Source organism: Pseudomonas sp. WS 5503 (genome assembly GCF_012985385.1).
Taxonomy (GTDB): domain Bacteria; phylum Pseudomonadota; class Gammaproteobacteria; order Pseudomonadales; family Pseudomonadaceae; genus Aquipseudomonas; species Aquipseudomonas paracarnis.
The window spans coordinates 298,179-324,680 of the sequence record NZ_JAAQWI010000005.1 but is presented as its reverse complement, the minus strand read 5'-3'; the positions used below and the strand labels follow the sequence as shown (position 1 = coordinate 324,680).

The 26,502-nt window shown below is 55.6% G+C and carries 18 protein-coding genes; 9 read left to right on the top strand and 9 right to left on the bottom strand.

Going from position 1 to position 26,502, the window contains the following annotated elements; translation table 11 throughout:
* Positions 1 to 78: 78 nt before the first annotated feature.
* On the top strand, positions 79 to 2,217 hold the full coding sequence (locus HBO10_RS15650; protein WP_169922030.1) for a hypothetical protein: 2,139 nt from the start codon (positions 79 to 81) through the stop codon (positions 2,215 to 2,217).
* A 121-nt stretch (positions 2,218 to 2,338) separates the two neighbouring features.
* On the opposite strand, the gene HBO10_RS15645 is transcribed toward HBO10_RS15650, so the two are convergent.
* On the bottom strand, positions 2,339 to 3,289 hold the full coding sequence (locus tag HBO10_RS15645) for a LuxR family transcriptional regulator (protein WP_169922029.1): 951 nt from the start codon (positions 3,287 to 3,289) through the stop codon (positions 2,339 to 2,341).
* 82 nt (positions 3,290 to 3,371) lie between these two features.
* Between HBO10_RS15645 and HBO10_RS15640 the strand changes: the two genes are divergently transcribed.
* Together HBO10_RS15640 and HBO10_RS15635 are read left to right on the top strand one after the other, a co-directional pair.
* Positions 3,372 to 3,590, top strand: coding sequence for an AlpA family phage regulatory protein (locus HBO10_RS15640; protein ID WP_169922028.1), 219 nt, complete (start codon positions 3,372 to 3,374; stop codon positions 3,588 to 3,590).
* Positions 3,591 to 3,716: 126 nt separating this feature from the next.
* Positions 3,717 to 5,072, top strand: a complete 1,356-nt coding sequence (locus tag HBO10_RS15635; protein ID WP_169922027.1) for a replication protein — start codon at positions 3,717 to 3,719, stop codon at positions 5,070 to 5,072.
* 283 nt (positions 5,073 to 5,355) lie between these two features.
* Here HBO10_RS15635 and HBO10_RS15630 read toward each other — a convergent pair whose 3' ends face one another.
* The 5 genes from HBO10_RS15630 to HBO10_RS15610 form a co-directional block, all read right to left on the bottom strand.
* Positions 5,356 to 5,676, bottom strand: a complete 321-nt coding sequence (locus tag HBO10_RS15630; protein ID WP_169922026.1) for a hypothetical protein — start codon at positions 5,674 to 5,676, stop codon at positions 5,356 to 5,358.
* Positions 5,677 to 5,678: 2 nt separating this feature from the next.
* A complete protein-coding gene (trbL, locus tag HBO10_RS15625) occupies positions 5,679 to 7,295 on the bottom strand; it encodes a P-type conjugative transfer protein TrbL (protein WP_169922025.1) in 1,617 nt (538 codons plus the stop codon).
* Between the two features lie 2 nt (positions 7,296 to 7,297).
* Entirely contained in the window at positions 7,298 to 7,483 is a 186-nt protein-coding gene (locus HBO10_RS15620) for a hypothetical protein (protein ID WP_053932020.1), read from the bottom strand.
* Between the two features lie 2 nt (positions 7,484 to 7,485).
* A complete protein-coding gene (trbJ, locus tag HBO10_RS15615; protein ID WP_186353443.1) occupies positions 7,486 to 8,181 on the bottom strand; it encodes a P-type conjugative transfer protein TrbJ in 696 nt (231 codons plus the stop codon).
* A gap of 417 nt (positions 8,182 to 8,598) precedes the next feature.
* On the bottom strand, positions 8,599 to 8,964 hold the full coding sequence (locus HBO10_RS15610) for a TraK family protein (protein ID WP_169922024.1): 366 nt from the start codon (positions 8,962 to 8,964) through the stop codon (positions 8,599 to 8,601).
* Positions 8,965 to 9,249: 285 nt separating this feature from the next.
* On the opposite strand from HBO10_RS15610, the gene HBO10_RS15605 reads away from it, so the two are divergent.
* The gene (locus tag HBO10_RS15605; protein ID WP_169922023.1) at positions 9,250 to 9,624 is read left to right on the top strand and encodes a CopG family transcriptional regulator; all 375 of its coding nucleotides are present in this window, start codon (positions 9,250 to 9,252) and stop codon (positions 9,622 to 9,624) included.
* 103 nt (positions 9,625 to 9,727) lie between these two features.
* Positions 9,728 to 14,584, top strand: a complete 4,857-nt coding sequence (locus HBO10_RS15600; protein ID WP_169922022.1) for a type ISP restriction/modification enzyme — start codon at positions 9,728 to 9,730, stop codon at positions 14,582 to 14,584.
* Between the two features lie 429 nt (positions 14,585 to 15,013).
* On the opposite strand, the gene HBO10_RS15595 is transcribed toward HBO10_RS15600, so the two are convergent.
* The 3 genes from HBO10_RS15595 to treR form a co-directional block, all read right to left on the bottom strand.
* Positions 15,014 to 17,086 (bottom strand): TerD family protein, encoded by a 2,073-nt coding sequence (locus HBO10_RS15595; protein WP_034128013.1) that lies wholly within the window; start codon positions 17,084 to 17,086, stop codon positions 15,014 to 15,016.
* 327 nt (positions 17,087 to 17,413) lie between these two features.
* Entirely contained in the window at positions 17,414 to 18,184 is a 771-nt protein-coding gene (locus HBO10_RS15590; RefSeq protein WP_034128012.1) for an APH(3')-II family aminoglycoside O-phosphotransferase, read from the bottom strand.
* 14 nt (positions 18,185 to 18,198) lie between these two features.
* Positions 18,199 to 18,903 (bottom strand): trehalose operon repressor, encoded by a 705-nt coding sequence (gene treR, locus HBO10_RS15585; protein WP_034128011.1) that lies wholly within the window; start codon positions 18,901 to 18,903, stop codon positions 18,199 to 18,201.
* 254 nt (positions 18,904 to 19,157) lie between these two features.
* Between treR and treP the strand changes: the two genes are divergently transcribed.
* From treP to ptsP, 4 genes are all read left to right on the top strand, one after another.
* The gene (gene treP, locus HBO10_RS15580; protein ID WP_034128010.1) at positions 19,158 to 20,600 is read left to right on the top strand and encodes a PTS system trehalose-specific EIIBC component; all 1,443 of its coding nucleotides are present in this window, start codon (positions 19,158 to 19,160) and stop codon (positions 20,598 to 20,600) included.
* 122 nt (positions 20,601 to 20,722) lie between these two features.
* Positions 20,723 to 22,369 (top strand): alpha,alpha-phosphotrehalase, encoded by a 1,647-nt coding sequence (gene treC / locus HBO10_RS15575; RefSeq protein WP_034128009.1) that lies wholly within the window; start codon positions 20,723 to 20,725, stop codon positions 22,367 to 22,369.
* Positions 22,370 to 22,535: 166 nt separating this feature from the next.
* Entirely contained in the window at positions 22,536 to 23,756 is a 1,221-nt protein-coding gene (locus tag HBO10_RS15570) for a carbohydrate porin (protein ID WP_034128008.1), read from the top strand.
* 209 nt (positions 23,757 to 23,965) lie between these two features.
* A complete protein-coding gene (ptsP, locus tag HBO10_RS15565; RefSeq protein ID WP_034128007.1) occupies positions 23,966 to 26,500 on the top strand; it encodes a phosphoenolpyruvate--protein phosphotransferase in 2,535 nt (844 codons plus the stop codon).
* Positions 26,501 to 26,502: the final 2 nt, after the last annotated feature.

Genomic DNA, 26,502 nt, shown 5'->3' with positions numbered 1-26,502 from the left:
ATTGCAAAGAAATTGATATAAATATGCGGCAGCCTTGAAGGTTAGCCTGATACTTAAAAATTTATTGTAGGGATAACCATGACACTTGACATCCGGGGAAGCATAAAAAATACCAAGCTTAGCACCAATCCGTATGTCGTGTTTGAAGAGCTCATCTCTAACGCAATAGACTCTTATCTAATCCGTAAATCTATGGATCCACACGCTCCCGATATGCAGGTTGAGCTTGAGGTGAAATTCGTCCCCGCCGGGCTGGATGAGAACCAGGAAGATATGAGTGTCTCCTGCCAAGATAATGGCTGCGGCTTGGGAGACGAACAGCTTAAGGCCTTTCTAACTAAGGACACATCCTATAAAGATGACCTGTCAATTTCAGGGATTGGTCAGTGTAAGGGTGCGGGTCGGATCCAGTTTTTTCATCATTTCTCAGAGCTTTTACTTGAGAGCGACTACCCGGATGGGAACGCGTTCACCGAGAGAAAACTTCACTACCTGGAACCTCAAAAGCAGATTGATGCCGATAACTTCAGTTCGGCTCCAAGTACCAAGGCTCGGGCCGGGACGCGTATCACTCTGAAGAAACTCAAGCCGTTTGTGCATGCCAAGATCATGCGTGGTGATGAATTAAGCTCTCTCTTCTCAGCGTCAGCTTTGAAGAAAAATTTCCTTGTAACATTCCTTCAACGGTTAATCAGCCTTGACAGCAGTTTAGGTGATTTTGAAATTAAGTTCAGCAGCCAGCATTGGAAGGAAGAAGCTCAAAACTCTACTCTGAAGCGGTCCGATCTACCGAGCGTCACAATTGTAGAAACAGTAACAGCCAAAGAGTACGATCCAGAAACTGGCGAGTGCGTGGCTGATCCTCAAAATTTTAAAATTTCTCACTATAAACTCGACGCAAGGCAATACGATCTTCCTAAAAACTCTATCGCACTATGTGCCAAGTCCTCCCCAGTCAAAGATATTACGTCAAGATACCTGCGCACTAAAAGCGAGCAAAACAACCCAGTTGGCGATTACCATCACATCATCCTCATCGAAAGCGAATATCTTGACCTGCGCGTCAATGAGCAGCGGGATGATTTTGAGTATATCGCCTCCGAGTATACGCCAGGCGGTATGTTTTCACCTGAAGGGATTTCATACGCCGCCATTTACGAAGCGATAGATCCTGTCATTCAAAGAATGGCAACCCCTGCAGATTGGAAAAAAGAGTCGGTAATTAAACTGACTTCAAATCAGTTTGGGATTAGCGAAGACATGCTGAGAGATACATCAACACGCATCGTCTATGGAGATACACCTCTGGCTGTTGCCGAGCGAGTCTTAAAGAAATACCAAGAGCGAGTCATTAATGAAACCGCCGAGATCATGACTCTTAAGGACGAAATTACTCAGTCAGCGCCTGACTCCGAAGGCTTTAGGGAGAAGATTAATGAGCTTTCGTGGAAATATACTGCCTCATTAAAAAATATCGATATGGCGAATTTATCCCAAGTCATCGTTCGACGTGCCGCTATCGTCCAGATACTCGAGCTGGCATGCAAGAAAGGGTTGGCGATGCAAAATATTGATAGTGATGCACGTCGCAAGGACGAGCGAATAATTCATAGTATCTTCTTCCCAATGCGGAAAGACAGCTCAGAGGTCTCCGACCACGACATCTGGCTTTTGAACGAAGAGTATCATTATTACGACTATATCGCTTCAGATCTTCCGCTCTCGAAGCTAACTTGGGATGATGGAAGCAAAATATTTTCAGCAGATGTTGACAAGGGAATTCAGGAGATACTTGAGAGACGTTCAGGCGAAAACAGTGGAAAGCGGCCTGACATTGCAATATTCAGCAAGGAAGGGTCGGCTATCATAGTGGAGTTTAAAGCACCTGGCGTCAAGATGGATGAGCATATCGGTGATCTTCAAGAGTATGCTTACCTCCTCAATGCAAAGTCAGGCGGAAAGCTGAAGAAGTTTTATGGATACCTCATAGGTGATAGTGTAAATCCGCTTCGAGTAATTGGTAGCTGGACTAAATTCCCAATGGGTAACGGATGGTTTCAATCGAGCTCTCTTAATGACCCCGAAAGTGGGGTAAAGTTGGGTGAGACCTACTTTGAGATATTGCATTTCAGCGACGTAATTGAGCGAGCTAAGAAAAGAATTGGTGTCTACCAAAGCAAGCTCAACCTCAAGTTAGATTTTCAAGAAGATGAGTAAAAATCTGCGGCAAGGTAGTTTGGGAAAGTTATGCAAAGGATTTATTAGGCCGAGCGCAGGTGACGGCTCGCCTCGAATGCAAGTGTATGCTTAAGTGCGTGACATTACTGAGCTGGTGCGCTCACTCTGGCGAAAATAGAAAAAAATCAGGAACTGAACGAAGAGCTTTCGATACTGCTTGACGCTCGATCTCCAGTCGGCGAGCGATATCTGACTGATTGAAGCCGAGTTTTTTCAGTACAAGGATTTGCTTTCTCCTGTCTGTCAGCTTCATGTCTACCATTAGCCGAGCGAGGTTTCTTAACTCTGCTTCGTCCGCAAGGTGCAGCGTTTGGCTAAGCATGTATCGAAAGATATACGCGTCGACGAGTTCGTCACCTGATTTCGCCTGCGGTTCAGCACGCATAGCGCATTGTCTACTCAGTCTCGCTAGTTCGAGGTCGAACTGCACCACGGATCTTTTTGCTTGTCTGTAAGCCGGGTTCCAGCTTCCATCATGAGTCTTCGGACGATGGGTTGTGCAGTAAAGGTTGCTAAGGCGAAGCTTGTCATTGCTATCGCGCTGGTGGCCTTCATCGGTGACGGACGTTAGTTCTGCTGTTGCGCCACAAAATCTACAAAATCCCTTCAAACGCTGACCATTCAAACCGCGCACATCTTTGCTTGCAGGTTTTTTACGGTCACATGCCATCACCAGTTCTATCAGTGTCTCGAGCGTCGCAATAAAGCAGCGATCATTCTCGGACTGTTGGTCATGGGTCATAACAAAGGTTCGTAGCAGTTGGCGCTGTAGACGGGCCATGGCGGGAAGTCCCACCAGCGTCATGATTCCGCTGAACGACACACCTGTCCCGGCTCCCGGTATGTGTCCTAAGTAACGCGCAGGAAGTCCTTCGGCGTAAACCGCTACAGCCTGGTCGATTTGCTCTTCGATCAGTCGGGCTATTGGAAAGCGCTTCGATGCTGTTGAGTAGGGGCTCCAATGATCGCTGAACCGTTCTATTGCCTCTGAAACGGTTGTGTCACAACCCTCCCAAATAGCTATTTCCGTCTTTTTTTTCATGTCAACCATTATAGCCAATCATTCTGTCGAAGCAATAGGCACCTAAAGGCACGATCAGGCACACATTCTTTGTGACTGGTAGGGCCTAGCTATGAATTCTTCGAGCAAAAAACTCATCGACAAAAAGACGCTACTGGCGATGATCCCGCTATGTGAGCGCACGATCTATAACTTTGAAATGAAGGGCAAATTCCCACGTCGCATTACGGTGAGTAGCCGCAAGGTCGTGTGGGATTTGGCCGAGGTAGAGGAGTGGATTGATACGTGCAGGGAGTCTGGCCCCGCTCCTAGGCCAGGAATGGCAGTCTGAGCGGTGAGGGTCAGGCCTGAGACAAGGTCGATATCGTGTCCTTACTCAGACACTGCAAGCGCTCTGGTACAGCTGAATAGCGTAAGTTCACAGCTTGCGCTTTTAAGTTCTCAGGACGAAGCGCAGATGTACCACGATAGGGCCAGAGCCGGTTTTTTTTCGTTGCTCGTCGACTCCCGAGGTGAAAAGCGCCAGTCTTCTCATCGTTTGACTGATATGCCAAAAGTGCTCAGTTTGTTGGACAAAGAACGTGACACGTGGATGTCCCAAGCAGAGTTCATCCGACCCAATAGACGAGTCGTTAATCTCCTGCGACTTGGTCTGCTGTTCACCGACCTCGACACCTATCGCGTGCCCGGACTAACGGGGCGTACGCCTGATCAACTGGCCGCGTCGGTCCTATACTTCTGCGCCGAAGAGGGCTTGCCGCCGCCGTCGGTGCTGATCTACAGCGGCCGGGGCATTCAGGCCAAGTGGCTGCTGGATGGCACGATTCCACGACAGGCCCTGCCCCGCTGGAACGCCTGCCAACGCTACCTTGTGGATCGCCTCGCGCACGTCGGGGCCGACCCGATGGCCAAGGATGCCAGCCGCGTGCTGCGCACCGTCGAGACGGTCAACAGCAAGAGCGGCGAAGTCTGCCGCGTGGTTCATGTCCAGAGCGGCCACGATGGCCAACCGATCCGCTACAACTTCGAGTATCTGGCCGAGGCCCTGCTACCGGCAGCCCGATGGACTATCGAGCAGCAACGGCAGGAGCAACAGAAACAGGCCGAACAGCGCGCAACGAGAAAGCCTTTCCTTTTGGTGCCCGGCAGCAAAGCTGACAATCTGCGCGGGTTTTCCGGCCGACAGCTCGCGTGGGATCGGCTGGAAGACCTGCGCAAGCTGGCCGAGCTGCGCGGTGGTGTCGGTGAAGGCAGCCGCATGCAGCACCTGTTTTGGCGATTGAATTTCCTGCTGCTGTCCGGGGCGACCAACAGCAAGCAGATGTACCACGAAGCGGCCGCGCTGGCCCGCGAACTTGATCCGCAGTGGAATAGCCGCTCGAAAGAGCTTATGACCCTGTTCAGCAAGGCCAAAGCCTATGAGGCCGGGGAGAAGGTTAGCTTTGGTGGCAAGGACTACGCGCCGCTGTACACGCCGAAGAATGATACCCTTATCAACTTGTTCGGGATCACTGCCGACGAACAACGCCAGCTCAAGACTATAGTCAGTCGGGTCGAGGCTGCTGAGCGCGATAGGAGGCGCCATGAGCTTCGGAGGCGAGCTGCCGGTTCTGTAGACCGAGAAACCTACCTTGAGGCTGCCAACGCTAAGCAGGCGCAGGCGCAGGCCCTCAGACGCGAAGGCCTGAGCGTGCGAGCCATCGCTAAGCGAATGGCGGTGTCCGTGGGGGCCGTCTCGGGCTATCTCAAAGCTCCGGACGTAGAGTGTTCAGAGTCCGTCCGTATTACTAATGGCGAAGCCCCCGCGCTTTGACGGCGGCCCGTCCAGGCCGATGGTCCAAGTGTTCAAAGTCCGTGCGTATTACTAATGGCAGAGCCTTCCGCGCGTTGAATCAAGGCTGTCTGGGGTCGTCGTTCTGAAGGAGTGCCAGTAGGGTGCAGGTCCGAAGTAATAGGCGGCATGGATTTCGAACTCCGGGGGAGATTGCGCTTACGTGCGGGGGCTGAAGGGGTGAGTTGAGACAAGTCCGTGCGTACTACTTGGATTTGGTGGCCCCAGGAAACAAACCCCCGCACTCTGGCGGGGGATTGTAGGGTCAGCGGTTGACGGAGGAGTCGAGCCTTTGGGCTTCCTGCGCCGCTCGGATCGCCGTCAGAACCTGCTGGTTCAAGTTAGCGTTAGTCTTGCTACCCAGCAAAGGCATACGATTCAGAGCCTGTGCCCCGACAAACATGCGATATGAAGCGGACATTGCGAGCGGCCTAACGCAAAGTTGCAACGCCGTGTACTGCCGATCCAACTTGTCTAGCTGCGGCCCGTAACCTTTGCTTCGCAGCCACCGGCCGAGTGCCCACATGCCAACGGCGAATGTAAAGGCGAATACTACGAATCCAGCGAACATCAGAAAGCCCATCATGATTATTTCTCCGTTTTTTCGTTGTTGGAGGCCGTACCCGGCACACTCAGCGAGGCTAGGCGACCAGTAGTAGGGCTTGCGTCTGAGGCTGGACGGATCACGTTGGAATCCCCCTGCTCGGAATCAGCGGCTAACTCTCCGCCGCTCTTTGGAGCGGCCGAATTGGCCTCGCTATTTGAAGGTGGGGTTGATCCAGCACCAAGGGATAGGCCGTGCGCATTCTCCATGCCCGGTACAGCCATTGAAGCCATCACCCCGAGCACCTTCGCACCTCCATTCGCCGCTTGAGAAAGGGAATTTCCCGACACTTCAGTACCCCTTTTGGGTGTCTCTTGTTGTTTGTCTTTGTCTTTGTCGTCGTTGTCTTGCACTACCTTTCCAGCCTGCTTGGCGGCCTGCTGCACGCCGCTGTTAGGTGGCTGGGCAGGGCTGGGCGTCGCTTTAGTGGTACCGCCACCTACGCTCGAACCTGCTGGTGTAGAGACTTTGATGGTTGCAGCGCCACCAGTACTGGCACCCACTCCAGAGGACGCGGCGTTGCCCATTGAAGCCGCTGCACCGATGCCGGAGTTTGCCGCACCGGCAAAGCTGGAGTTGATAGAGTTAGCCAATCCTCCGCTACCAGCCGCCCCTGCGGCACTTGCACCACCACCGGCAGCGCCAAGCGCACCAGCTGCGGCGGGCGCAGCGGCACCGGCCGTGGCCATGGTGGCGACTGCGGCAGCAGCACCGGCAGCGCCAGCCGCTGCCATTGCGCCGATGGCCGAACCTCCACCCATTGACGTGCCGCTGATCATCCCGCCAATCAGTTCGGGAATAGTTTTGGTCAGGTAGGCGCATACCAAAGCCAAACCTGCCAATGTCATCAGAGATGCTTCGTCATTGGTATAAGCCGCTAACCAGGACTTAGCCGACGTGACAATAATTCCTACGATCAAGGTTAAGACGAACAGCTTGGCACCTACTGCGACAACGAAGCGGAGTGGTGCAATTGCAAAATCGCGTGTCCATTGTGAACCACCGAAACCGAAGAACAGTACGGAGGCATTAATGATGACGTACGACTCTACAAGCGTCACAAACATAAATGCCGCGATAAAGGCGAAGCACAGTAAAACCAAGCAGCCAACAAGCGCGATAAGAATTGCTTTACCCGGAGAAAAAAGTGAAATGCCTTCCACGATGGTGCGTGAGAAGTTGACCGCCACCGCGAACATATCACCGGGCTGAAGCGCACGGCCCAAACCGCTAGCCGTGCCCGCAGCTTCTCGAAAACTGTCCACTACGGCTGTCGCCCATGGCACGGAATGCTCAATGACTGCGTAGAAAAAGCCAATGACCATGAAGAAGCGGATCAGCTCGCCGACAACTTCGCCTAAGTCAGCTTGTCTCATCACTAATGGCATGAACGTCCAAACCAATTGGATGAGAGCGAGAGATGCCAGTAATTTGAGTGCATAGCCCTGTAGCCGTGGCGACCATTCACTTGCGGCTTGATAGAGCATCCGCAAAAGCCCGTTCATTTCATTGCTTTGAGTTACATCTCCTGCTGCCATCGCGCTACCGGTCGAAAGCAAGAGTATTGCAATAACCAGTGCTACAAATGCTGAGCGTTGCATAGTTAGAAATCCTCAGACGGGCCCCAGTTGTTTTTCCGTGCTTCAAAGTTCTTATCCGTGTCTGATTGCATCGACCGCTCAACAGCCACGCAATCGGTGCGGATAGAAACAATGAATCCAGATAGAGCAGAGCCTCCAAGAGCAGAGGCGATGCATAACCCAACGATCAGATTTTTGGATATGAACATGGTTAGAAATCCTCGGAAGGCCCCCAGTTATTTTTACGGGCCTCAAACTTTTGCTCGGCGGCTTCGCTAGCAGCCTTCCGGTCGCCCTGCTGAGCCATATAGTTACCTTGCATGGTTATTTGCGTGGCCAGTAGATCGCGCAGCTTTTGCAACTGCTGAACGTTCTGAGAGGCTATCTCGTTGCCTGCCTGAATGGCCTGCATCCGGCCCACGGCCGACTGTGAGCGAGCCACCATGTGATCGAGCTGGGTATCCTCAGACTCGAAAGTGCTGGTGTTGAGGTTCGCCGCCTCAAGCGCCATTTTCACGCTGTCGCGGTTTTGCTCTGACCACTTCTGATAGCGCTCACCCGACGGTACTTCTGCCGAGTTTGCAGCTTGATTCAGGTAGGATTGAAAGCCGGGAAAAGCCGTATTGAACTGCGAGTCCATGTTCTGGATCTGGCGGCCTAGAGACTGCGAGCGGGTGTAGATGTGGGCCACTTTTTTGAGATCGGCCGCGACGCTGCCGAACATTGAGCTAGGCAAGCCGGTGCCTTGAGTGACCATGTTCTGATACTGCTGAATTTGCGTCTGTAACGTCTCGGCGGTGTTCAAGGCGGTATTAACGGCCTCGACGTACTCGAACATCTGCTGATAGAACGTCGAGCAGTTCGAGCAATAGATTGCGTAAGCACGGGCAGGGGAGATGCATACCATCCCTACAAAAACGGCTCCGAGAATCTTGGCGCTGTTGGCCATTTGGCGAATAAGCTTCCCGAGCGCATAAGCGGTCGTTCTATGCGGGGTATTAGCTGACAGCGTTCTGTCTTTGATGGGCTTTGAGATTATTTGGTGCATATGCCGACCTCAATCAGTCACTATTATTCGTGCTTGATCGTGCCCCGATATGCCGGTTGCATCGATGGAATGATTGGCTAATTAGGTTGACATGGAGGATGCCGATTTGGCGGCGAATGCCGATGAGGTTTCCTAGAAAACTCTCAAAGAACCGACGGAATGTGATTTTCAATCAGTCGGCGTCGCATGCTGGGGGGGGGCAAATCTTTGCGTCGTTAATGGCCGTGTACGCTTGAGAGAGGCGAGGTCGCTGAAGCTCTCGGACATCCACCAATGTTAGATCAGGTCGTCACGATTGTTGCCACTGTTAGGATCATGCCTGAACCCAGGTTGACGCTTTGACATGGTGCTTGGCTGCACCGTCACGCCAGACTGCGTTTGTTCTACCAGTGGCGTCGTAGAAAGTAGTGTCTCTTCTGCAACCTTTGGGCGCTGATCTCCGCGCTTGGTCGGCGTGCGGATGTATTTTCCGACATATCGGGCGAACTGGCTGTAGCTCAGACCAGTTTTATCCCCACCGTGGTTCTCGTACACGACCGTCACCGGCCACCCCGCCTGGATCAGGCTACGGAATTCCTCAAGACGCGCTAAAAATGCGACCCGGCCAGCACCTGTAAGCCCTTTTTTTGGTGTTTTTGTCATCGCAGAGTCCGCCTAAGCATGGTTGCGCAAGTATGCGCATAAAGTTGCATATTTTACATGCGTAATCTAGCGTAGACATGCGTAAGTATGCTTATGATCGCTCCTTCTGAGCTGTTCGCATAGATACGCATATGTTTGCGCCTAGCTGGACGGCAAGATGTGTGTTTGTAGCTACACGGCTTCGCCCTTCCTCTACAAACACCGCCACCTTACTCACCTGCGGTTCGACGGCATCTTGCTCTGCGAGGCCATCAATCGCTGCCGCGATCCAAGAAAGGAGGAGCCATGCCAAAACAAAGCGACACCAAAAAGGAGGGATTGAACCGCGACCGCACGCTTCGGTTTCGCGTGACTGCTGTTGAAGAAGCAGAAATAGAAAGCCGCGCCCGCAACGCTGGGCTTTCCCTATCTGCTTTACTGCGGGCGGGAGCTCTCCACCATCCGATCCGTTCGGTCGTCGATCTCAAGGCGGTGGCTGATCTAGGCAGGATCAATGGCGACTTGGGACGGGTCGCTGGGTTGTTGAAGCTCTGGCTTGCGGAGAAAAACGGCCAGGGAGCAAGCGCAGTCGAGGTCGAGCAGATGATGATTGAGTTTCGTGAGTTGCAAGCGGCTATTCGAGAAAAAATGAGCGCTGTCGTTTTTCCTCGAAAATCGTAAGGGCTCATGGCTGAAATCTCTGGATTGTGCAATCCAATTCAGTATCAGCAGTTGCTAGAATGGCGATTTTTTATTCTGTCAGCCGCTTTGAAAGGAATTGCATATGTCGGCCCTTGCCGCGCTTCTGGATTTGTATCGTTCGACCTCAGTCACTGAGCGCGAGAAGGGCACCTACTTTGAGGAGCTGATCTGCGTCTACCTACGCAACGAAGCGACCTACCGTGATCTGTACGACCAGGTGTGGACGTACGCTGATTGGGCCAAAGAGCAGGGCTTGAGCGGTAAGGATGCAGGCATTGATCTGGTAGCGCGCACTCAGGGCACAGGCGAGTACCACGCCATCCAGTGCAAGCTGTACGCCGAAGACTACAAAGTCCAGAAGAAGGACATCGACAGTTTCTTCACCGCTTCGGGTAAAGCTCCGTTCTCGCACCGCATCATCGTTACGACCACCAACAACTGGAGCGAGCACGCTGAGGATGCTTTGCAGGGCCAACATCTTTCGATCAACAAGATCGATCTGCAAGCCTTGGAAGACAGCCAGATTGACTGGGCCAAATACCAGTCCAGCAAAGCGGTTGCGCTCAAATCCAAGAAGCAACTGCGTGAACACCAGCAGACGGCATTGAATGCTGTCGCCGCAGGCCTCAAGGATGCTGAGCGCGGCAAGCTGATCATGGCTTGCGGCACTGGCAAAACCTTTACCAGTTTGAAGATTGCTGAGCACCTGGCTGGTAAGGGCAAGCGTGTGCTGTTTTTGGTGCCTAGCTTGTCCCTCCTGTCGCAGACACTCACAGAGTGGACGCAGGAAACTGTAATCCCGCTGCACAGCTTCGCAGTCTGTTCCGACAGTGACGTAGGCAAGAAGCGCAAGGCCGAGGATGACGCGGTTCAGGTGTTCACCCACGAGCTGCGCTACCCGGCCACAACCAAAGCGGACCGTCTGGCAGCAGAAATGCTCAAGCGTCATGACGCTGAGCACATGAGCGTGGTGTTCTCCACCTATCACTCTATCGATGTGATCAGCCGTGCCCAGCATGAGCATGGCTTGGCTGACTTCGATCTAGTCATCTGCGACGAAGCTCACCGCACCACAGGTGCGACCTTCGGTGATGACGACGAAAGCAATTTCGTACGGATTCACGATGGTGCCGATATTCGCGCTGCCAAGCGCTTGTATATGACAGCCACGCCACGTATCTACGGTGACAGCGCCAAGGTCAAGGCAGAGTCCGGTGAGGTCACGCTTTGCTCGATGGATGACGAAGCCCTTTACGGCAAGGAGTTGTTCGTCATCAACTTCTCCGAGGCTGTCCAGCGTGGCCTGCTCACGGATTACAAGGTACTGGTACTCACCGTCGAGGAGAGCACCATCAGTCGCCGCCTTCAAGACATGCTGAAGGACGAGAACAACCAGCTCAAAGTAGATGACGCGGCCAAGATCGTCGGTTGCTGGAAGGCGCTGGCAAAGCAGGGCCTACATGAGCAGCTAGTCGGTGATGATGAACCGATGAAGCGTGCTGTCGCGTTCTGCCAGGTCATTTCGCCTAATTACAAGGGCACCAAGCATAAGGTCAGTTCCGTCAACATTGCAGACATGTTCCAGTCGGTCGTGGAGGCTTATCAGGAGTCCGAGGAAATTGACGAGGCTGCGCGGCTGACCTGCGAGGCCGAGCACGTAGATGGTGGTATGAATGCCAGCCAGAAGGAAGCCAAGCTGAAGTGGCTGAAGGCTGAAGCACCTGCCAATACTTGCCGGATTCTCAGCAACGTGCGCTGCCTGTCTGAGGGCGTGGATGTGCCGGCATTGGACGCGGTGCTATTCCTAACTCCGCGTAACTCCCAGGTAGATGTGGTGCAGTCCGTAGGCCGCGTGATGCGTAACGCACCGGGCAAGAAACGTGGTTATGTCGTGTTGCCGGTAGTTATCCCGGCGGGCATGGAGCCGCACGAAGCGCTCAACGACAACCAGACCTACAAGGTAGTCTGGCAGGTACTTCAGGCGCTGCGTTCGCATGACGACAGCTTCGACGCCATGGTCAACAAGCTCGATCTGATTGGCTCTGACCCACGCAAGATGGAAGTTATCGCCATCACCGACAAAGCCGAGAAGAAGGCCAAGAAAGCCTCTGGAACCAGCAACAGCAAGGCCGGTAAAGGTCAGTACGGGATTGGTACCAAGAACCATGATGCTCCCGGCCAAATGACCCAGCAGGGTGATCTGGTCTATGAAGTCGGCGAAATCGAAAAGGCCATCTACGCCAAGATCGTCGATAAGTGCGGCAACCGCCACCACTGGGAGGATTGGGCCAACGACATTGCCAAGATCGCCCGTACCCACATCGACCGTATCCAGGGCATTCTGGAGAACCCGGAATACACCAACGAAAAAGCCACTTTCGAGGCCTTTGCCGCCGAGCTACGCGACGACCTCAACGACAGCATCACCGATGGCGAGATTGTCGAAATGCTCGCTCAGCATCTGGTAACCAAGCCAGTGTTTGATGCGCTGTTTGATCAGTATAGCTTTGCCAGCCACAACCCCATTTCCAAGGCGATGCAAGGCGTGCTGGACGCGCTTCATGAGCACCACCTGACCAAAGAAGCAGATACTCTGGAGAGGTTCTACTCCAGCGTGCGCCAACGCGCAGCGGGCATCGACAACGCCCAAGGCAAGCAGAAGATCATCGTCGAGCTGTACGACAAGTTCTTCCGCAACGCCTTTCCCAAAATGACAGAGCGCCTCGGTATCGTATACACCCCGGTTGAAGTAGTGGACTTCATCCTCCACAGCGTGAATCACCTGCTGAAGCAGGAGTTCGGCCAGACCCTTGGCAGCAAGGGCGTTCACATCATTGACCCCTTCACCGGCACCGGTACCTTTATTACCCGCCTAATCCAATCTGGGTTGATTAAGCCGGACGAGCTTGCGCACAAGTACCAGAATGAAATCCACTGCAACGAATTAGTGCTGCTGGCCTACTATATTGCGGCCATTAATATCGAAGCGGCCTACCATGACGAGGTTCTTGACGAATACACCCCGTTCGAAGGCATCTGTCTAACCGATACCTTCCAGATGTATGAAAAGGAAGATCTGGTTGATACCTTATTGGTTGATAACAGTGCTCGCCGCAAGCGACAGAAAGAGCTGAATATTCGGGTGATTGTGGGCAATCCACCATATTCGGTCGGGCAGGGAGATGCAAACGACGGAAATAAGAATGTATCTTACACTGTGCTGGATAAAAATATTGAATCTACTTATGCCGTGCGTTCGTCTGCAAGACTAACAAAATCTCTGTACGACAGTTATATTCGAGCTATTCGCTGGGCGACAGATCGTGTTGGTGATGCGGGGATTATTGGGTTTGTTACCAATGCGGGCTTCCTTGAGTCAAATTCGGCAGATGGGCTTCGCAAATGTTTAGCGGATGAATTTTCTAGCCTGTATATCTTCCATCTGCGAGGTAATCAGCGCACTTCAGGTGAAACTTCTCGCAAGGAAGGGGGCAAGATTTTCGGTAGTGGCAGCCGTGCCCCTATCGCCATATCAATATTGGTCAAAAATCCGGACGCGCAGGCTTGCGGTCAAATCTACTTCCATGACATTGGGGACTACCTCAGCCGCGAGCAGAAGCTTGAAAAAATTGCTGATTATGCAAGTGTGCAAGGTATTGAACAATGGCAGAAAATTGTTCCGGATGAGCACGGGGATTGGCTGAATCAGCGTGATAACAGTTTTTCAGACCATATTGTATTGGGCGACAAGGGCAAGAGTGAAGCATCTATATTTTCCGAGTATTCAAGCGGGGTAAAGACCAATCGCGATGCGTGGTGTTACAATTATTCAGATATTTCGTTAGCTGAAAATATAAAAAGAATGATTGAAAATTACAATTGTGAGGTGGATCGTTTCTCTGGTGACAAGAAAAATGCTACCCTGGCGATTGATCGGAATCCTGAAAGCATAAGCTGGTCTGATGACTTGGTTAGTGAGTTGGTCAAGGGTAGAAAGCTTGAATTCAATGAGCGTGCAATTGTTCCGGCGTTGTATCGTCCCTTCTCAAAATGCTGGCTTTATTTTGATAAAAAACTAAATAACAGTATCTATAAGATACCTGTTATTTATCCGGCTTCTTCTGTTGAAAATTTAACCATATGTATCCCGGGGAAAGGAGGGGATAAAGGGTTCTCTGCTTTGATTTCCAATTTGCCACATGACTTAAATCTCGCTCCTGGAATGGGTGGCTATCAAGGTTTCCCCTTGTATCTCTATGATGGAGCTGCTCGCGCCTCAAAAAACGATCTTTTTGACGAGCCAATTGAAGGTGACATGCGCCGCCGCGATGCCATCACCGATGTTGGCCTAGCTCACTTTCAGGCAGCCTATCCCGGTGAGCAAATCAGCAAAGAAGACCTGTTTTACTACGTTTACGGCATCCTTCACTCGCGTGATTATCGCGAGCTCTATGCGGACAACCTGAGCAAGGAGCTGCCACGTATCCCGGCAGTGAAGAAAGGCACCGATTTCTGGGCCTTCAGCAAGGCTGGTCGCGCTCTGGCCGGCCTTCACCTAAACTACGAAACCGTCGAGCCCTACCCGCTTACCATCGAGACCAAGAGCACGCTCACCGACGCCGATTACCATGTAGAGAAGATGAAGTTTGCCAAGAAGGGCGATAAGACTACCGTCATATACAACCAACGTATCACCCTGAAAGGCATCCCCGAGGCTGCCTGGGACTATGTGGTTAATGGCAAGTCCGCCTTGGACTGGGTTATGGAGCGCCAAGCGGTACGCCCCGACAAGGCCAGCGGCATCGTTAATGATGCGAATGATTGGGCTGTCCAGACCATGGGTAATCCCAAGTATCCGCTGGAGCTGTTCCAGCGAGTGGTGACCGTGAGCCTCAAAACCCAAGACATCGTGAACGGTTTACCGGCTCTTGATATCTGACCATTGAGCGTGTGATGCGCTGGATTGAGTGCAGAGGTAGCGATGAAAGACCGTAGTCACGATGAGGCAATGTCAGAGCTTTTCCAGGCTGAACCGGCGTACGCGGCTGAGCTGTTGGCCGAGGTTATTCGTGACGGGGATGCTGATGAGTTGGCGATCTTGGAGCGGCAGCTATCGGCTGCCTTTGCAGCGAGCAGCTCTGAGTCCGCGTCTTGACCGATTTCTGGCTCTGCATGGCATTTTTCATGGCCTTATTTTTCGCTGTGGTTTGAATGTGTTGATTTATAAGGCCTGGATAGGTCCATTGATAATAGAGTGGGAATGATGGGACGTCCGGCATTGTCCGGCACGATCTAGCAAGAAATGCCCTGGAGCCCGCGTAATTGCGGGCTTTTGGCTTTTTGGCGTTGGCAAATTCTGACGTAGATATTAGAGAAACTGTGATCGAATCAAATCCGTATCGAACGGTGTTATCCCTTGATCAGGCGCAAACACCGTCTGTGCCAACTGCGATGAGGCTACGCCTTCTCCCCGCGCTCGAGCATGTAAGTCGAATAGCGTCTCCAAATCCGGCCTTGGTGTATGTATTAAAGCTCGCAGCATCAAGGACACCCCGCTGAGGTTGTTCTCGACGTTGTTCCACCTCGGAGATGATGTGAGCCCCAGATCGGCCCAAATTATGCGTCGCTCTTGCAAGTCCATTACGAATGGCAGGCAGATCCCTGTGTTGGATGCGATATCGATACGGTCGAACACGGAGCTTGGCTCGAATACTTCACCTGACGCCGTATCGACGCGAGCCATCCAGCCAGCGAAGCATTCTGGAAGGTCGCAGTAAGGCTGCTCGGTGTATGAGTTGATAGAGGTAACAACGTAGCGAATACCCTTCTCTACGAGAACATCAAGGTCGAGGTCGATGAACTCTGAAGCTCCATCGGGCGCGTCGACGATGTCGCCGCTGTGGTAGCCGCCGAAACTCTTCAGGTTGTAGTAAGCGACTGTTTCTATGAACACGAAGTTGGCGTCGAAAAATGCAGCGGACAAGTCGATATCTGTACGCCCATGGCCGTTCTTCCACCAGAGGAACAGGCGAATGAAGCGGGTGTCAGGTATAGGCAGCCGACTGCCCCGAACCAATGTGCGCAGGGCTTTCGATGAGGCACGCTGCGCCAGCGGTACCCTGTACTCGCGTAGTACTGGATCGATAAAGCAGCGACCTAGCGGCGGTAGTGACGCAAAACGCGTTACGAGAGCGTTCTCACAGATTGTGGCTGCACGAGCCAACACGTTGGGGGCTAGAGGTTCGCGTCGATCCTTGATTGCGTAGACTTTGGCGAGTGCGCCTTTGGGTGTGAATGCTCGCAGGGGGAGTGGGCGAGGAGCGCGTACCTGAGCCAGCAACTGCAGCAGAACAGGTGAGGACACTTGTGCCGCAACCGCCTCGAACGCGTCGAGGACCGATTCTGGTGCCGTTGCACGCCGAAGGGTCACGTCCAGCCGTCTTGCGAACTCGCCTGGGCGGTTTTGTAGTATGGGCGTAAGCGCGGCGATGTCACGCTGGGCAAGCAATGTTTCGACTCGTGATCCAAATGAGTCTGGCGTTTCGTTGCGACGTGCTGCCGTGATGGCGGCCAGCGCTCGTGGGTACTTATCGGCATAGTCGCCCGGATGCAGTACTTCAGCCAGGCGTTTCCATCGCTCTGCATGCCGCATCACGTCTTCTGCAACGTTGAGTGTTTTGTCGAGCAGGCGCAACAGCAGGCGACGCATTGAGCGCTTCATCGCTTTAAAACGTGTCGAAGCTGTCGTCAGTGACACGTCTCCTCCACTTAGCGCAACAGCGAGCCGTAGCACGTCTGTCGCCGTTTCGGCGTTTCGTTCCAGGAATGTATCTACCCGCGCATCGCCGGCTACGTGCAGGATAAGTGCACCGCCAACTAGTGCACGGATCTCCCGAAACGGCACGGACTCAGGCAGCAGTCGAAACACATCGCTTTGATACTTTCGAATAAACCAGATGACGTCGGCTGTTTCCTGTTCGGAGAGCGAGGTGCGTGATGAAATCAGCGGTTCGAGGAGTGACTCGAACTCGGAGACGCTTCCCGGTTCGATAACGCGGGATATGAAGTTGCCTTCAAGCATCGCAGGTCGAGCGTGTTCGGTGGGTGGTAAACGTAATAGCGTTAAGCAGTGAATGACGGCATTAAGGTACAACTCCGCCTCTGAGGCCGTCAGGACCTGCTCTGGAAAGTCTGGGTAGAAGGGTTTGTAATGTACATGAGCGCCAGTTTCCCGCCGAAGAACGCCGATAATTTCGCGCAGCCAATACTTGAGTTCTGTTGCTGACAACTTGGCGATTTGCTCAATCAGGGATTCTGACAGTACACATCGGAACGCCGCGACTTCCCGGACCGCCGATGCGACCTGCGCACGCGTGGCACCGCCAGTGCCGATGGGGACGTGAACTTTGCTACGGCGACGCAGGAACAACCCCTGATTCATACTAGATTTTCTCCCTTGGCCACCGTCGTGCTCGCGTTGCAGTTGAAGTAAAAACGCCTGCTAGAAGCAGGCGCAGTGTGGAGAGCGAAACCCCTAGGTCATAGGAGGTTAGAAGGAAGGTGTTCCATAGCCACGGCGGCATTCTACGAAAGGTTGAATCTGTTTGTCAGGTCGCTGCGTAATTCAACGGTAACAAGCTGCTTCGTCAGCAGAAGAGGGGCCGCTTTGCGCCCCAGCGGGAGCAAGCTCCCTCGCCACAGGGTTACATTGTGTCCTTAGGTGGTGGCATTACAGGCTTGAACAGGGGGGACGGCGGTACGCTCAGCGTCAGAAAAACTCATCCAGCAGACAATAGAACTTCATCCGCTGCTCATCGGGCTCAACGCCGTAAGCCTCAAAAAATGGCCTCACCCATGCCAGCCCCAGATTGCTTTCAATACTTCGTGCTGCCAAGGCAAGGTCTTGGAACCGATCGCTGACCCCCAGCCGTCCACAGTCGATGAAGCCGCTGAAACAACCCTCTGCCGCCATGAAATTCGGCAGGCAAGCGTCGCCATGGGTCACTACCAGATCATGAGTCTTTGGCTGAGTCGCCACCAGTTCAGCAAACACATCCTCAGCGCTTTGCCCCAGTCGCTCGTCGTCGAAGTCTGTCTCGTCCACGAGGCCGGCACTGACGTGCTGCTGTGCGCGTGCGATGCGCAGCTGGAGGGAGTGATCGAAGGGGCACAGTGCCACGGGTAACTGGTGCAAAGTACGCAGCGCGGTCGCCAGGATGTTGATAATTTGCTCGGCTGAAAGCTCGCTGGCGCTGGCCAGGTCCTGTCCCGGTACGGTGGTCATCAGCAACCAATGGCTATGGGCCGCTGTAACTTCATCCAGGACCACAGGCGCAGGCAGCCCCATTTGCTGCAGCCATCTGAGTCGATCAATTTCGTCTGCCAACTCACTGTGTTCCTCCAGGAGCTCGGATTTCAGGAACAGATCCGTGCCGCCGTCCTGGCGCAGGCGAAAGACGTCAGCGCGCGATTCACCAATGGCCTGTTGTTCAATCAGTGCATGGGGAAATTGTTCCCGCCATTTGTGGGGAATATTCATCGTTGTCTCCGGCGTCAGCGCCGCGCCACATCAGAAAAATAAAACTTATCCAACGTATGCCGCGACTCGGTGTACTCGAACTGTCTTCCATCCTGCAAAAACGTCTGGTTACTCACCACAATCACATGGCTTTGCCCCTCCAGATCCAGATGCGCCTGGTCGTCCTTGCTGCGTGGCAGGGCTTCGATGGTGCGTTGCGCGTAGCTGATCTGCAACTGCAGCGTTTGCTCGATAAACGCGTAGATCGACTGCTCGGCGATGTCGCGGTCCAGGCCGGGAATCAGGTCGCTGATGAAGTGGTTGATGTCCAGAATCACGCGTTTGCCGCCGATGCGGCGCACCCGTTTGATGCGCGTGATCAGTGTGCCGGGTTCGGCCTCGATGTGCTGCAGCAGTGAGCCTTCCAACGGGATCTGGGTGAACTCGACCACGTCGGTACGTACGTCATCGCCCAGGTCTGCGTGGGTCTCGTGGAAGCTGACGATGCCGCCCAGTTGGAACTCGATCGGGTTGGGCGATAACACAAAGGTGCCCTTGCCGTGGATCTTTTGCGCAAAGCCACGTTCCTGCAACTGCTCGATGGCGCGCCGTACGGTGCCACGGCTGGCCTGGTAGGCGTCCATCAGTTCGGTTTCGGAGGGAAGGCGCGTACCGCGTTGCAGGCGCTCGGTGGTGATGCTGGCAAGCAGATCCGTATAGATCTGGTTGTATTTGCTCATGGGATGGCTCTTGCCCGGCGTTATGAAGGTGGACTGCGCGTTCAAGGCAGGAACCTTAGTGGCAGAGGTTGGGTTTGTCCATTGGACACCCGTGCCCGTAGGTGAAAAACCTGACGGAAAGATCGTATGAATAAACAAAAGTGTAACTCGTACAGACGAGTTGTTGATTTAACTCGTACAGACGAGTACTTTTCCCTCCTCGGCGTGCTGCCAACGACTGCCACCCATAAAAACAATCACAGTGGAAAACGAGCATGAGCCACGACTATTCAACGATTGCCCGCGAGATCCTCGACAACCTCGGAGGCCGCGAAAACCTTGAGCAGGCTGCCCATTGCGTGACCCGCCTGCGCCTTGCGCTCAAGGACCCCAGCCTGGTCAACAGCAGTGCCCTGAACCAGGTTGACCTGGTCAAGGGTTCGTTCTTTACCGGCGGCCTGTTCCAGGTGGTGATCGGCCCCGGCGAAGTGGAAAAGGTCTACGCCGCCCTGCGCGAACTGACCGGCCTTGCCGCTTCGACCATTGCCGACGTCAAGAAAGCCGGCGGCGACAAGGCCAACCCCATGCAGCGCCTGGTGCGGGTGTTCTCCGATGTGTTCATGCCGATCCTGCCCGCGCTGATCATCGCCGGCCTGTTGATGGGCGTGAACAACCTGATGGGGGCCAAGGGCATGTTCATCGAAGGCCAGACACTGCTGGAGGCCTACCCGAACCTGGATGGCCTGTGGAGCCTGATCAACCTGATGGCCAACACCTCCTTCGTGTTCCTGCCGGCACTGGTGGGCTGGTCGGCGGCCAAGCGGTTCGGCGGTAGTGAAATCCTCGGCATCGTGCTGGGCCTGATGCTGGTGCACCCGGACCTGCTCAACGCCTGGAACTACGGCAAGGCGGTAGCCGGCCTCGACGGCCAGAGCCTGCCGTACTTCGATATCTTCGGCTGGTTCCAGATCGAGAAGGTGGGTTACCAGGGGCAGATCCTGCCGATCCTGATGGCGGCCTTTGTCATGAGCGTGATCGAGAAGTGGCTGCGGGCGCGGGTGCCGAATGCCATTCAACTGCTGGTGGTGCCGATCACCACCATCGTGGTCACTGGTGTGCTGGCCCTGGCAATCATCGGCCCGGTGACGCGTCACCTCGGCATCCTGATTACCGAAGGCCTGGTCACCCTGTTTGAAATCGCACCTATGATCGGCGGCGCGATTTTCGGCCTGCTCTATGCGCCGCTGGTGATCACCGGTATGCACCACATGTTCCTGGCCGTCGACCTGCAGCTTATTTCCACCCAGGGCGGCACCTTTATCTGGCCGATGATCGTCATGTCCAACCTGGCCCAGGGCAGCGCCGCGCTTGGGGTGTTCTACATGACTCGCAATGCGCGGGACAAAAGCATGGCCTCGACCTCGGCCATTTCAGCTTACTTCGGCATCACTGAGCCGGCGATGTTCGGGGTGAACCTGCGTTTCAAATTCCCGTTCTATGCCGCGCTGCTGGGCTCGGCGCTGGGCAGCATTTTCCTGTCGTTGAACAAGGTGCAGGCCTCGGCCATCGGCGTCGGTGGGCTACCCGGGTTTATCTCGATCGTACCGAGCGCCATTCCGATGTTCGTGATTGGCATGGTCGTGGCGATGGTCGTGCCGTTTGCGCTGACGTGCATGTTGAGCATGAAGATCGTTCGGCCTGGTTACCGGGTCGCCTGAAGATCGCTATCGCAGGCAAGCCAGCTCCCACAGTGATGTGTGAACACATTCAAATGTGGGAGCTGGCTTGCCTGCGATGAGGCCGGAAGGGCCAACACCCAACTCTACTGAAGGAATCCACCATGCAAACCTGGCAACACTCGGTGATCTACCAGATCTACCCCAAAAGCTTCCACAGCCACGCGGGTAACGCCACCGGTGACCTGCTGGGCATCGTGGACAAACTCGATTACCTCAAGTGGCTGGGCGTGGACTGCCTGTGGGTTACTCCGTTCCTGCGCTCGCCCCAGCGCGACAACGGCTACGACATCAGCGACTACTACGCCATCGACCCCAGCTACGGCACTATGGCCGACTGCGACCTGCTGATCAGCGAAGCCGCCAAGCGTGGTATCAAGCTGATGCTCGACATCGTGGTCAACCACACCTCCATCGAACACGAATGGTTCCAGCAGGCGCGCAGCAGCCTCGACAATCCCTACCGTGACTTCTACATCTGGCGTGACCAGCCGAACAACTGGGAATCCAAGTTCGGCGGCTCGGCCTGGGAATACGAAGCGCAGACTGGCCAGTACTACCTGCATCTGTTCGACCATACCCAGGCCGACCTCAATTGGGACAACCCCAAGGTGCGCGCCGAAGTGTTCAAGATGATGCGCTTCTGGCGCGACAAAGGCGTGGGCGGCTTCCGCCTGGATGTGATCAACCTGATCTCCAAGCCCGCCGATTTCCCCGAAGACAACAGCGACGGTCGCCGTTTCTACACCGACGGCCCGAACGTGCACCAATACCTGCAGCAAATGCACCGCGAGGTCTTTGAAGGCCATGACCTGATCAACGTGGGCGAGATGTCATCCACCCGCCTGGAACACTGCATTCGCTACTCGAATCCAGCGTCGAAAGAGCTGTCGATGACCTTCAATTTCCATCACCTGAAAGTCGATTACCCCAACCTGCAGAAGTGGGTGAAGGCCGATTTCGATTTCCTGCAACTCAAGCAGATTTTCTCCGACTGGCAGGTGGGCATGCAGGCCGGTGGCGGCTGGAACGCGTTGTTCTGGTGTAACCACGACCAGCCACGGGTGGTCTCGCGCTTTGGTGACGACGGCGAATACCGCGTGGTCTCGGCCAAGATGCTCGCCACGGCGCTGCACTTTCTGCAGGGCACGCCATATGTGTATCAGGGCGAAGAGCTGGGCATGACCAACCCCGGCTTCGACAGCATTTCGCAATACCGCGATGTGGAAACCCTGAACATCTTCCGCCTCAAGCGCGACGCGGGAGAGTCCGAAGCCTCGAGCATGGCGGCGATCATGCAGAAGTCCCGCGATAACGGGCGTACGCCCATGCAGTGGAGCACCGAAGCGAACGCCGGGTTCAGCCGCGGTGAACCCTGGATCGGCATTCCCGCGAATGCTGCGCAGATCAATGCCAACAGCCAGATGGATGACCCGGATTCGGTGCTGCATCACTACCGCAGGCTGATCGACCTGCGCCGTCGCGAACCGCTGATACAGCAAGGCGTTTACCGTCCGTTGCTGCAAGACCATCTCCAGGTCTGGGCGTACCTGCGTGAAGGTCATGGCGAGCGCCTGTTGGTACTCAACAACTTCTATGGATCGTCGTGCGAGATCCAACTGCCCGAAGGCGTGATCAACGCCGCAAACGAGCAACGCCTTCTGATCAGCAACTACCCCGATTGCCCGCTGCGCACGAGCACGATGGTGCTACGCCCTTATGAATCCTTCGTGCTGCACCTGACTGGTTGAAATGCCCCCTGTAGGAGCGAGCTTGCTCGCGAAGATCGCCAACGCTAACGCGCCCCTCCAGGTGTTGCGTGGAGGTTGCAAATTCTTCGCGAGCAAGCTCGCTCCTACAGGTGATCGCGTCACGCAAGACAGCAAGAAAAAACAATAAAAATAAAAGGAGCACTTCATGAAAACAACAATAAAACTGGGCCTTATTGCTTCCTGCCTCACGGTGCCTTTTGGCGCGCAGGCCCTGGAATTTGCCGGGTATTTGCGCAGCGGCGCGGGCACGTCAACTGGCAGCGGCAAGCAGCAATGTTTCCAACTGCCGGGTGCGCAAACCAAGTACCGCTTGGGCAACGAATGCGAGCAGTACGCCGAGCTGGAACTGCGTCAGGATTTGCTGACCCTCGATGACGGTTCGGTGTTCAGCGTCGATGCCATGGCTTCCCTCTATAACAAGTACGACCGTGCCCTGAAGTTCCAGGGTGAAAACAATGGCTCGGCGCGCATGCCGCAGATGTATGCGCAATGGTCCAACCTGCCCAGTCTCAATGGCGGTTCGCTGTGGGCCGGGCGGCGTTACTACAAACGTAACGACATCCATATTTCCGACTTCTACTACTGGAACCAGAGCGCCACCGGTGGAGGGATCGAGGACGTGTTGATCGGCGGCTTGAAATACAGCTACGCCCTGTCGCGCAAGGACAACCTGTACCAGAAGGAATACGCCACCCGTCACGACTTCAACATCGCAGGTTTCAAGACCAACGCCGGTGGCGAACTGGAACTTGGCTTGAGCTACATCGCCAAGGCCGGTGGGCGTGACACCAACAGTGGCTGGGCGCTGACGGCGCAGCATGTACAAGCGGCCTTCCTGGGTGGCAAGAACAAGTTTGCCCTGCAGTACGGCGAAGGCCCCGGCACCGGTCTGGGTTACACCGGCAATACCACGTTGGACAAAAGCAGCAAAAGTTACCGCGCCGTGGAGTTCTTTGATTGGCAAGTGACCCCGCGTTTCGGCGGGCAAGTCGAGGCGGTGTACCAGAAAGATGTGCGCCCAGGGCGTCAGGACCAGAACTGGATGTCGCTCGGTGTGCGTCCTGCGTATGCGCTCAGCGAGCAATTCAAACTGGTCACTGAGCTGGGGCACGATCAGGTCGAGGCCACCGGCGGTACGCGCAAATTGAGCAAATTTACCTTCGCCCCGACCTGGTCGCCCAAAGGCCCTGAGTTCTGGGCGCGGCCGGAAGTGCGGTTGTATTACACCTATGCGTCCTGGAACAAAGCGGCCAAACGTGCGGCCAATGAGCTGGCGGCGGGCTCGGCGTTGTCCGACACCGGCGCCTATGGCACGGCGCGGCATGGGTCAAACGTCGGTGTGCAGGTCGAATATTGGTGGAAGTAAGCCGGGCTCGTGTGGGAGCGGGCTTGCTGTGGCGAGGGAGCTTGCTCCCGCTCGACTGCGCAGCAGTCGCAGGCTTTTGGGGGCGCTTCGCACCCCAGCGCAAGCAAGCTTGCTCGCCACAGCAAGCCCGCTCCCACCTTTGATCTTCGTCATCCTCAACCTTGCATCGGCTCAATGATTTTTAAAGAACAACACAAACAGGTGAAGTCATGACCACATCTCAACCCCTGGAACTGCTGGCACCCTTGTCCGGGGTTTTGCTGGCGCTGGATCAGGTCCCCGACCCGGTATTTTCCGGCCGCGTGATTGGCGATGGCCTGTGCATCGACCCTACCTCGCAGACCCTCTGCGCGCCGTTGGCCGGGGTGATCAGCAATATTCAGGACAGCGGACACGCCGTCAGTGTCACCGCCGATAACGGAGTGCAGGTGCTGCTGCATATTGGCCTGGACACCGTGAACCTGGCGGGCCAGGGCTTCACCCGGCTGGTCGAGGAGGGCCAGCGGGTGGAGGCCGGGCAGCCGCTGATCGAGTTCGATGCCGATTACGTGGCGCTCAATGCACGCAGCCTGCTGACCTTGATGCTCATTGTGAGCGGCGAGCCGTTTGTGCCATTGGTGGCCGGTCAGGCGCTGGTGGAGTCCGGCCAGCCTCTGGTGCAGGTCTCACCGGGGCCGATGCCCGCTGAGGTGGACGAGGAAGAGGGCAATGCGCTGTTTTCCAAGCCAGTGACATTGCCCAATGCCAGCGGCCTGCACGCCCGCCCTGCGGCGGTGTTTGCCCAGGCGGCGAAGGGGTTCAGTTCCAGCATTTTCCTGCACAAGCAAACCCTGAGCGCCAATGCCAAGTCGCTTGTGGCGATCATGGCGCTGCAGACCTCCCAGGGCGACAGCGTGCAAGTGAGCGCGGCGGGGGAAGATGCCGAGGCGGCAATCCAGGCGCTGGTGGCGTTGCTGCTCGACGGCTGTGGCGAGACGCTGCCGGTAGCGGTCGAGGCGATCAACGAGCCCGCCACGCCAGCGTCTTCTGCGTCCGTGTTGCGAGGCGTCTGCGCGTCGCCGGGCTCGGCGTTCGGCCAGGTTGTCCAAGTGGCTGAACCGGCGCTTGAGATTCCCGAAGCCGGTGCCGGAGAAACCTTCGAACGTACCGCATTGGCCCGTGGCCTGCGGGCGGCAAACGAAGCGCTGCAAGCGTTGCAGGCCAAGGCGGCCGGCAGTGCCCAGGCCGAGATCTTCCGCGCCCACCAGGAACTGCTCGAAGACCCGACCCTGCTTGAACAAGCCCATAGCCTGCTGGCCGAAGGCAAGAGCGCGGCCTTTGCCTGGAATACGGCCACGGTGGCGACCGCCAGGCTCTTCGAAGGCTTGGGTAAAACGCTGCTGGCTGAGCGTGCGGCGGATTTGGCCGACGTCGGCCAGCGCGTGCTCAAGTTGATCCTGGGGGTGCCGGAGCGTTCCATGGAGCTGCCGGAGTGCGCCATTCTGGTCGCCGAACAACTGACCCCCTCACAAACCGCCGGCCTGGATACCAGCAAAGTGCTGGGCTTCGTCACGGTCGCCGGTGGCGCTACCAGCCACGTGGCCATCCTCGCCCGGGCCCTCGGCCTGCCATCCCTTTGCGGTGTACCCAGTCAAGTATTGGCCTTGGCCAACGGCAAGCGGGTACTGCTCAACGCCGACAAAGGCGAGCTGCAGCTGGAGCCGAACCTGGCTGAAATCGAGCAACTGCAGGCGGTTCGTCAACAGCAAAAGCTACGGCTGCAGCGTGAAGTGGCACAGGCCTCACAGGCGGCGGTCACCCGCGACGGTCACCACATCGAGGTCACAGCCAACGTCGCCTCATTGCAGGAAGTGGAACAGTCACTGACCCTGGGCGCTGAGGGCGTGGGTCTGCTGCGTTCGGAGTTCCTCTACCTGGAACGCAACCGTGCCCCGAGCGCAGAGGAGCAGGCCGACACCTACAGCGCCATCGCCCGCGCCCTCGGCCCCGAGCGTAATCTGGTGGTACGTACCCTGGATGTGGGCGGCGATAAACCCTTGGCCTATGTGCCGATGGAAAACGAGACCAACCCATTCCTTGGCCTGCGCGGTATCCGCCTGTGCCTGGAACGCCCCGAACTGCTGCGTGAACAGTTGCGTGCGATTCTTGCCAGTGCAGGCTTGGCGCGGCTGCATATCATGTTGCCGATGGTCAGCCTGCTGTCGGAGCTGCACCTGGCGCGCAAGATGCTGGAAGAAGAGGCGCTGGCCCTCGGGCTGACCGAGTTACCGAAGCTGGGCATCATGATCGAAGTCCCCAGCGCAGCGCTGATGGCGGATGTGTTTGCGCCCCATGTGGATTTCTTCTCCATCGGCACCAACGACCTGACCCAGTACACCCTTGCCATGGACCGCGACCACCCGCGCCTGGCCAGCCAGGCCGACAGTTTTCACCCGGCCGTCCTGCGCCTGATCGACATCACCGTCAAGGCGGCCCATGCCCATGGCAAGTGGGTGGGCGTATGTGGTGCGCTGGCGTCCGAAACCCTTGCTGTGCCGGCGTTGATCGGCCTGGGTGTGGATGAGCTGTCGGTCAGCGTGCCGCTGATCCCCACCATCAAGGCCACCGTGCGCGAACTGGACCTGCACGACTGCCAGATCATTGCCCGCCAAGTGCTGGGCCTGGAAGAAGCCGATCAAGTGCGCGAGGCCCTGCGCCTGTACCACGCGGCCACCGTTGAAACCTCACCTGTCGTGGAGCACTGAGC

Bases quoted from the DNA above. Each gene is read 5' to 3' on its own strand.
- HBO10_RS15645 (WP_169922029.1), bottom strand. From the start codon at position 3,289: ATGGTTGACATGAAAAAAAAGACGGAAATAGCTATTTGGGAGGGTTGT.
- treP (WP_034128010.1), top strand. From the start codon at position 19,158: ATGAGCCACGACTATTCAACGATTGCCCGCGAGATCCTCGACAACCTC.
- trbJ (WP_186353443.1), bottom strand. From the start codon at position 8,181: ATGGTATGCATCTCCCCTGCCCGTGCTTACGCAATCTATTGCTCGAAC.
- HBO10_RS15600 (WP_169922022.1), top strand. From the start codon at position 9,728: ATGTCGGCCCTTGCCGCGCTTCTGGATTTGTATCGTTCGACCTCAGTC.
- treR (WP_034128011.1), bottom strand. From the start codon at position 18,903: ATGAGCAAATACAACCAGATCTATACGGATCTGCTTGCCAGCATCACC.
- HBO10_RS15650 (WP_169922030.1), top strand. From the start codon at position 79: ATGACACTTGACATCCGGGGAAGCATAAAAAATACCAAGCTTAGCACC.
- ptsP (WP_034128007.1), top strand. From the start codon at position 23,966: ATGACCACATCTCAACCCCTGGAACTGCTGGCACCCTTGTCCGGGGTT.
- HBO10_RS15605 (WP_169922023.1), top strand. From the start codon at position 9,250: ATGCCAAAACAAAGCGACACCAAAAAGGAGGGATTGAACCGCGACCGC.
- HBO10_RS15590 (WP_034128012.1), bottom strand. From the start codon at position 18,184: ATGAATATTCCCCACAAATGGCGGGAACAATTTCCCCATGCACTGATT.
- treC (WP_034128009.1), top strand. From the start codon at position 20,723: ATGCAAACCTGGCAACACTCGGTGATCTACCAGATCTACCCCAAAAGC.
- HBO10_RS15640 (WP_169922028.1), top strand. From the start codon at position 3,372: ATGAATTCTTCGAGCAAAAAACTCATCGACAAAAAGACGCTACTGGCG.
- HBO10_RS15620 (WP_053932020.1), bottom strand. From the start codon at position 7,483: ATGTTCATATCCAAAAATCTGATCGTTGGGTTATGCATCGCCTCTGCT.
- HBO10_RS15570 (WP_034128008.1), top strand. From the start codon at position 22,536: ATGAAAACAACAATAAAACTGGGCCTTATTGCTTCCTGCCTCACGGTG.
- HBO10_RS15595 (WP_034128013.1), bottom strand. From the start codon at position 17,086: ATGAATCAGGGGTTGTTCCTGCGTCGCCGTAGCAAAGTTCACGTCCCC.
- trbL (WP_169922025.1), bottom strand. From the start codon at position 7,295: ATGCAACGCTCAGCATTTGTAGCACTGGTTATTGCAATACTCTTGCTT.
- HBO10_RS15610 (WP_169922024.1), bottom strand. From the start codon at position 8,964: ATGACAAAAACACCAAAAAAAGGGCTTACAGGTGCTGGCCGGGTCGCA.
- HBO10_RS15635 (WP_169922027.1), top strand. From the start codon at position 3,717: ATGTACCACGATAGGGCCAGAGCCGGTTTTTTTTCGTTGCTCGTCGAC.
- HBO10_RS15630 (WP_169922026.1), bottom strand. From the start codon at position 5,676: ATGATGGGCTTTCTGATGTTCGCTGGATTCGTAGTATTCGCCTTTACA.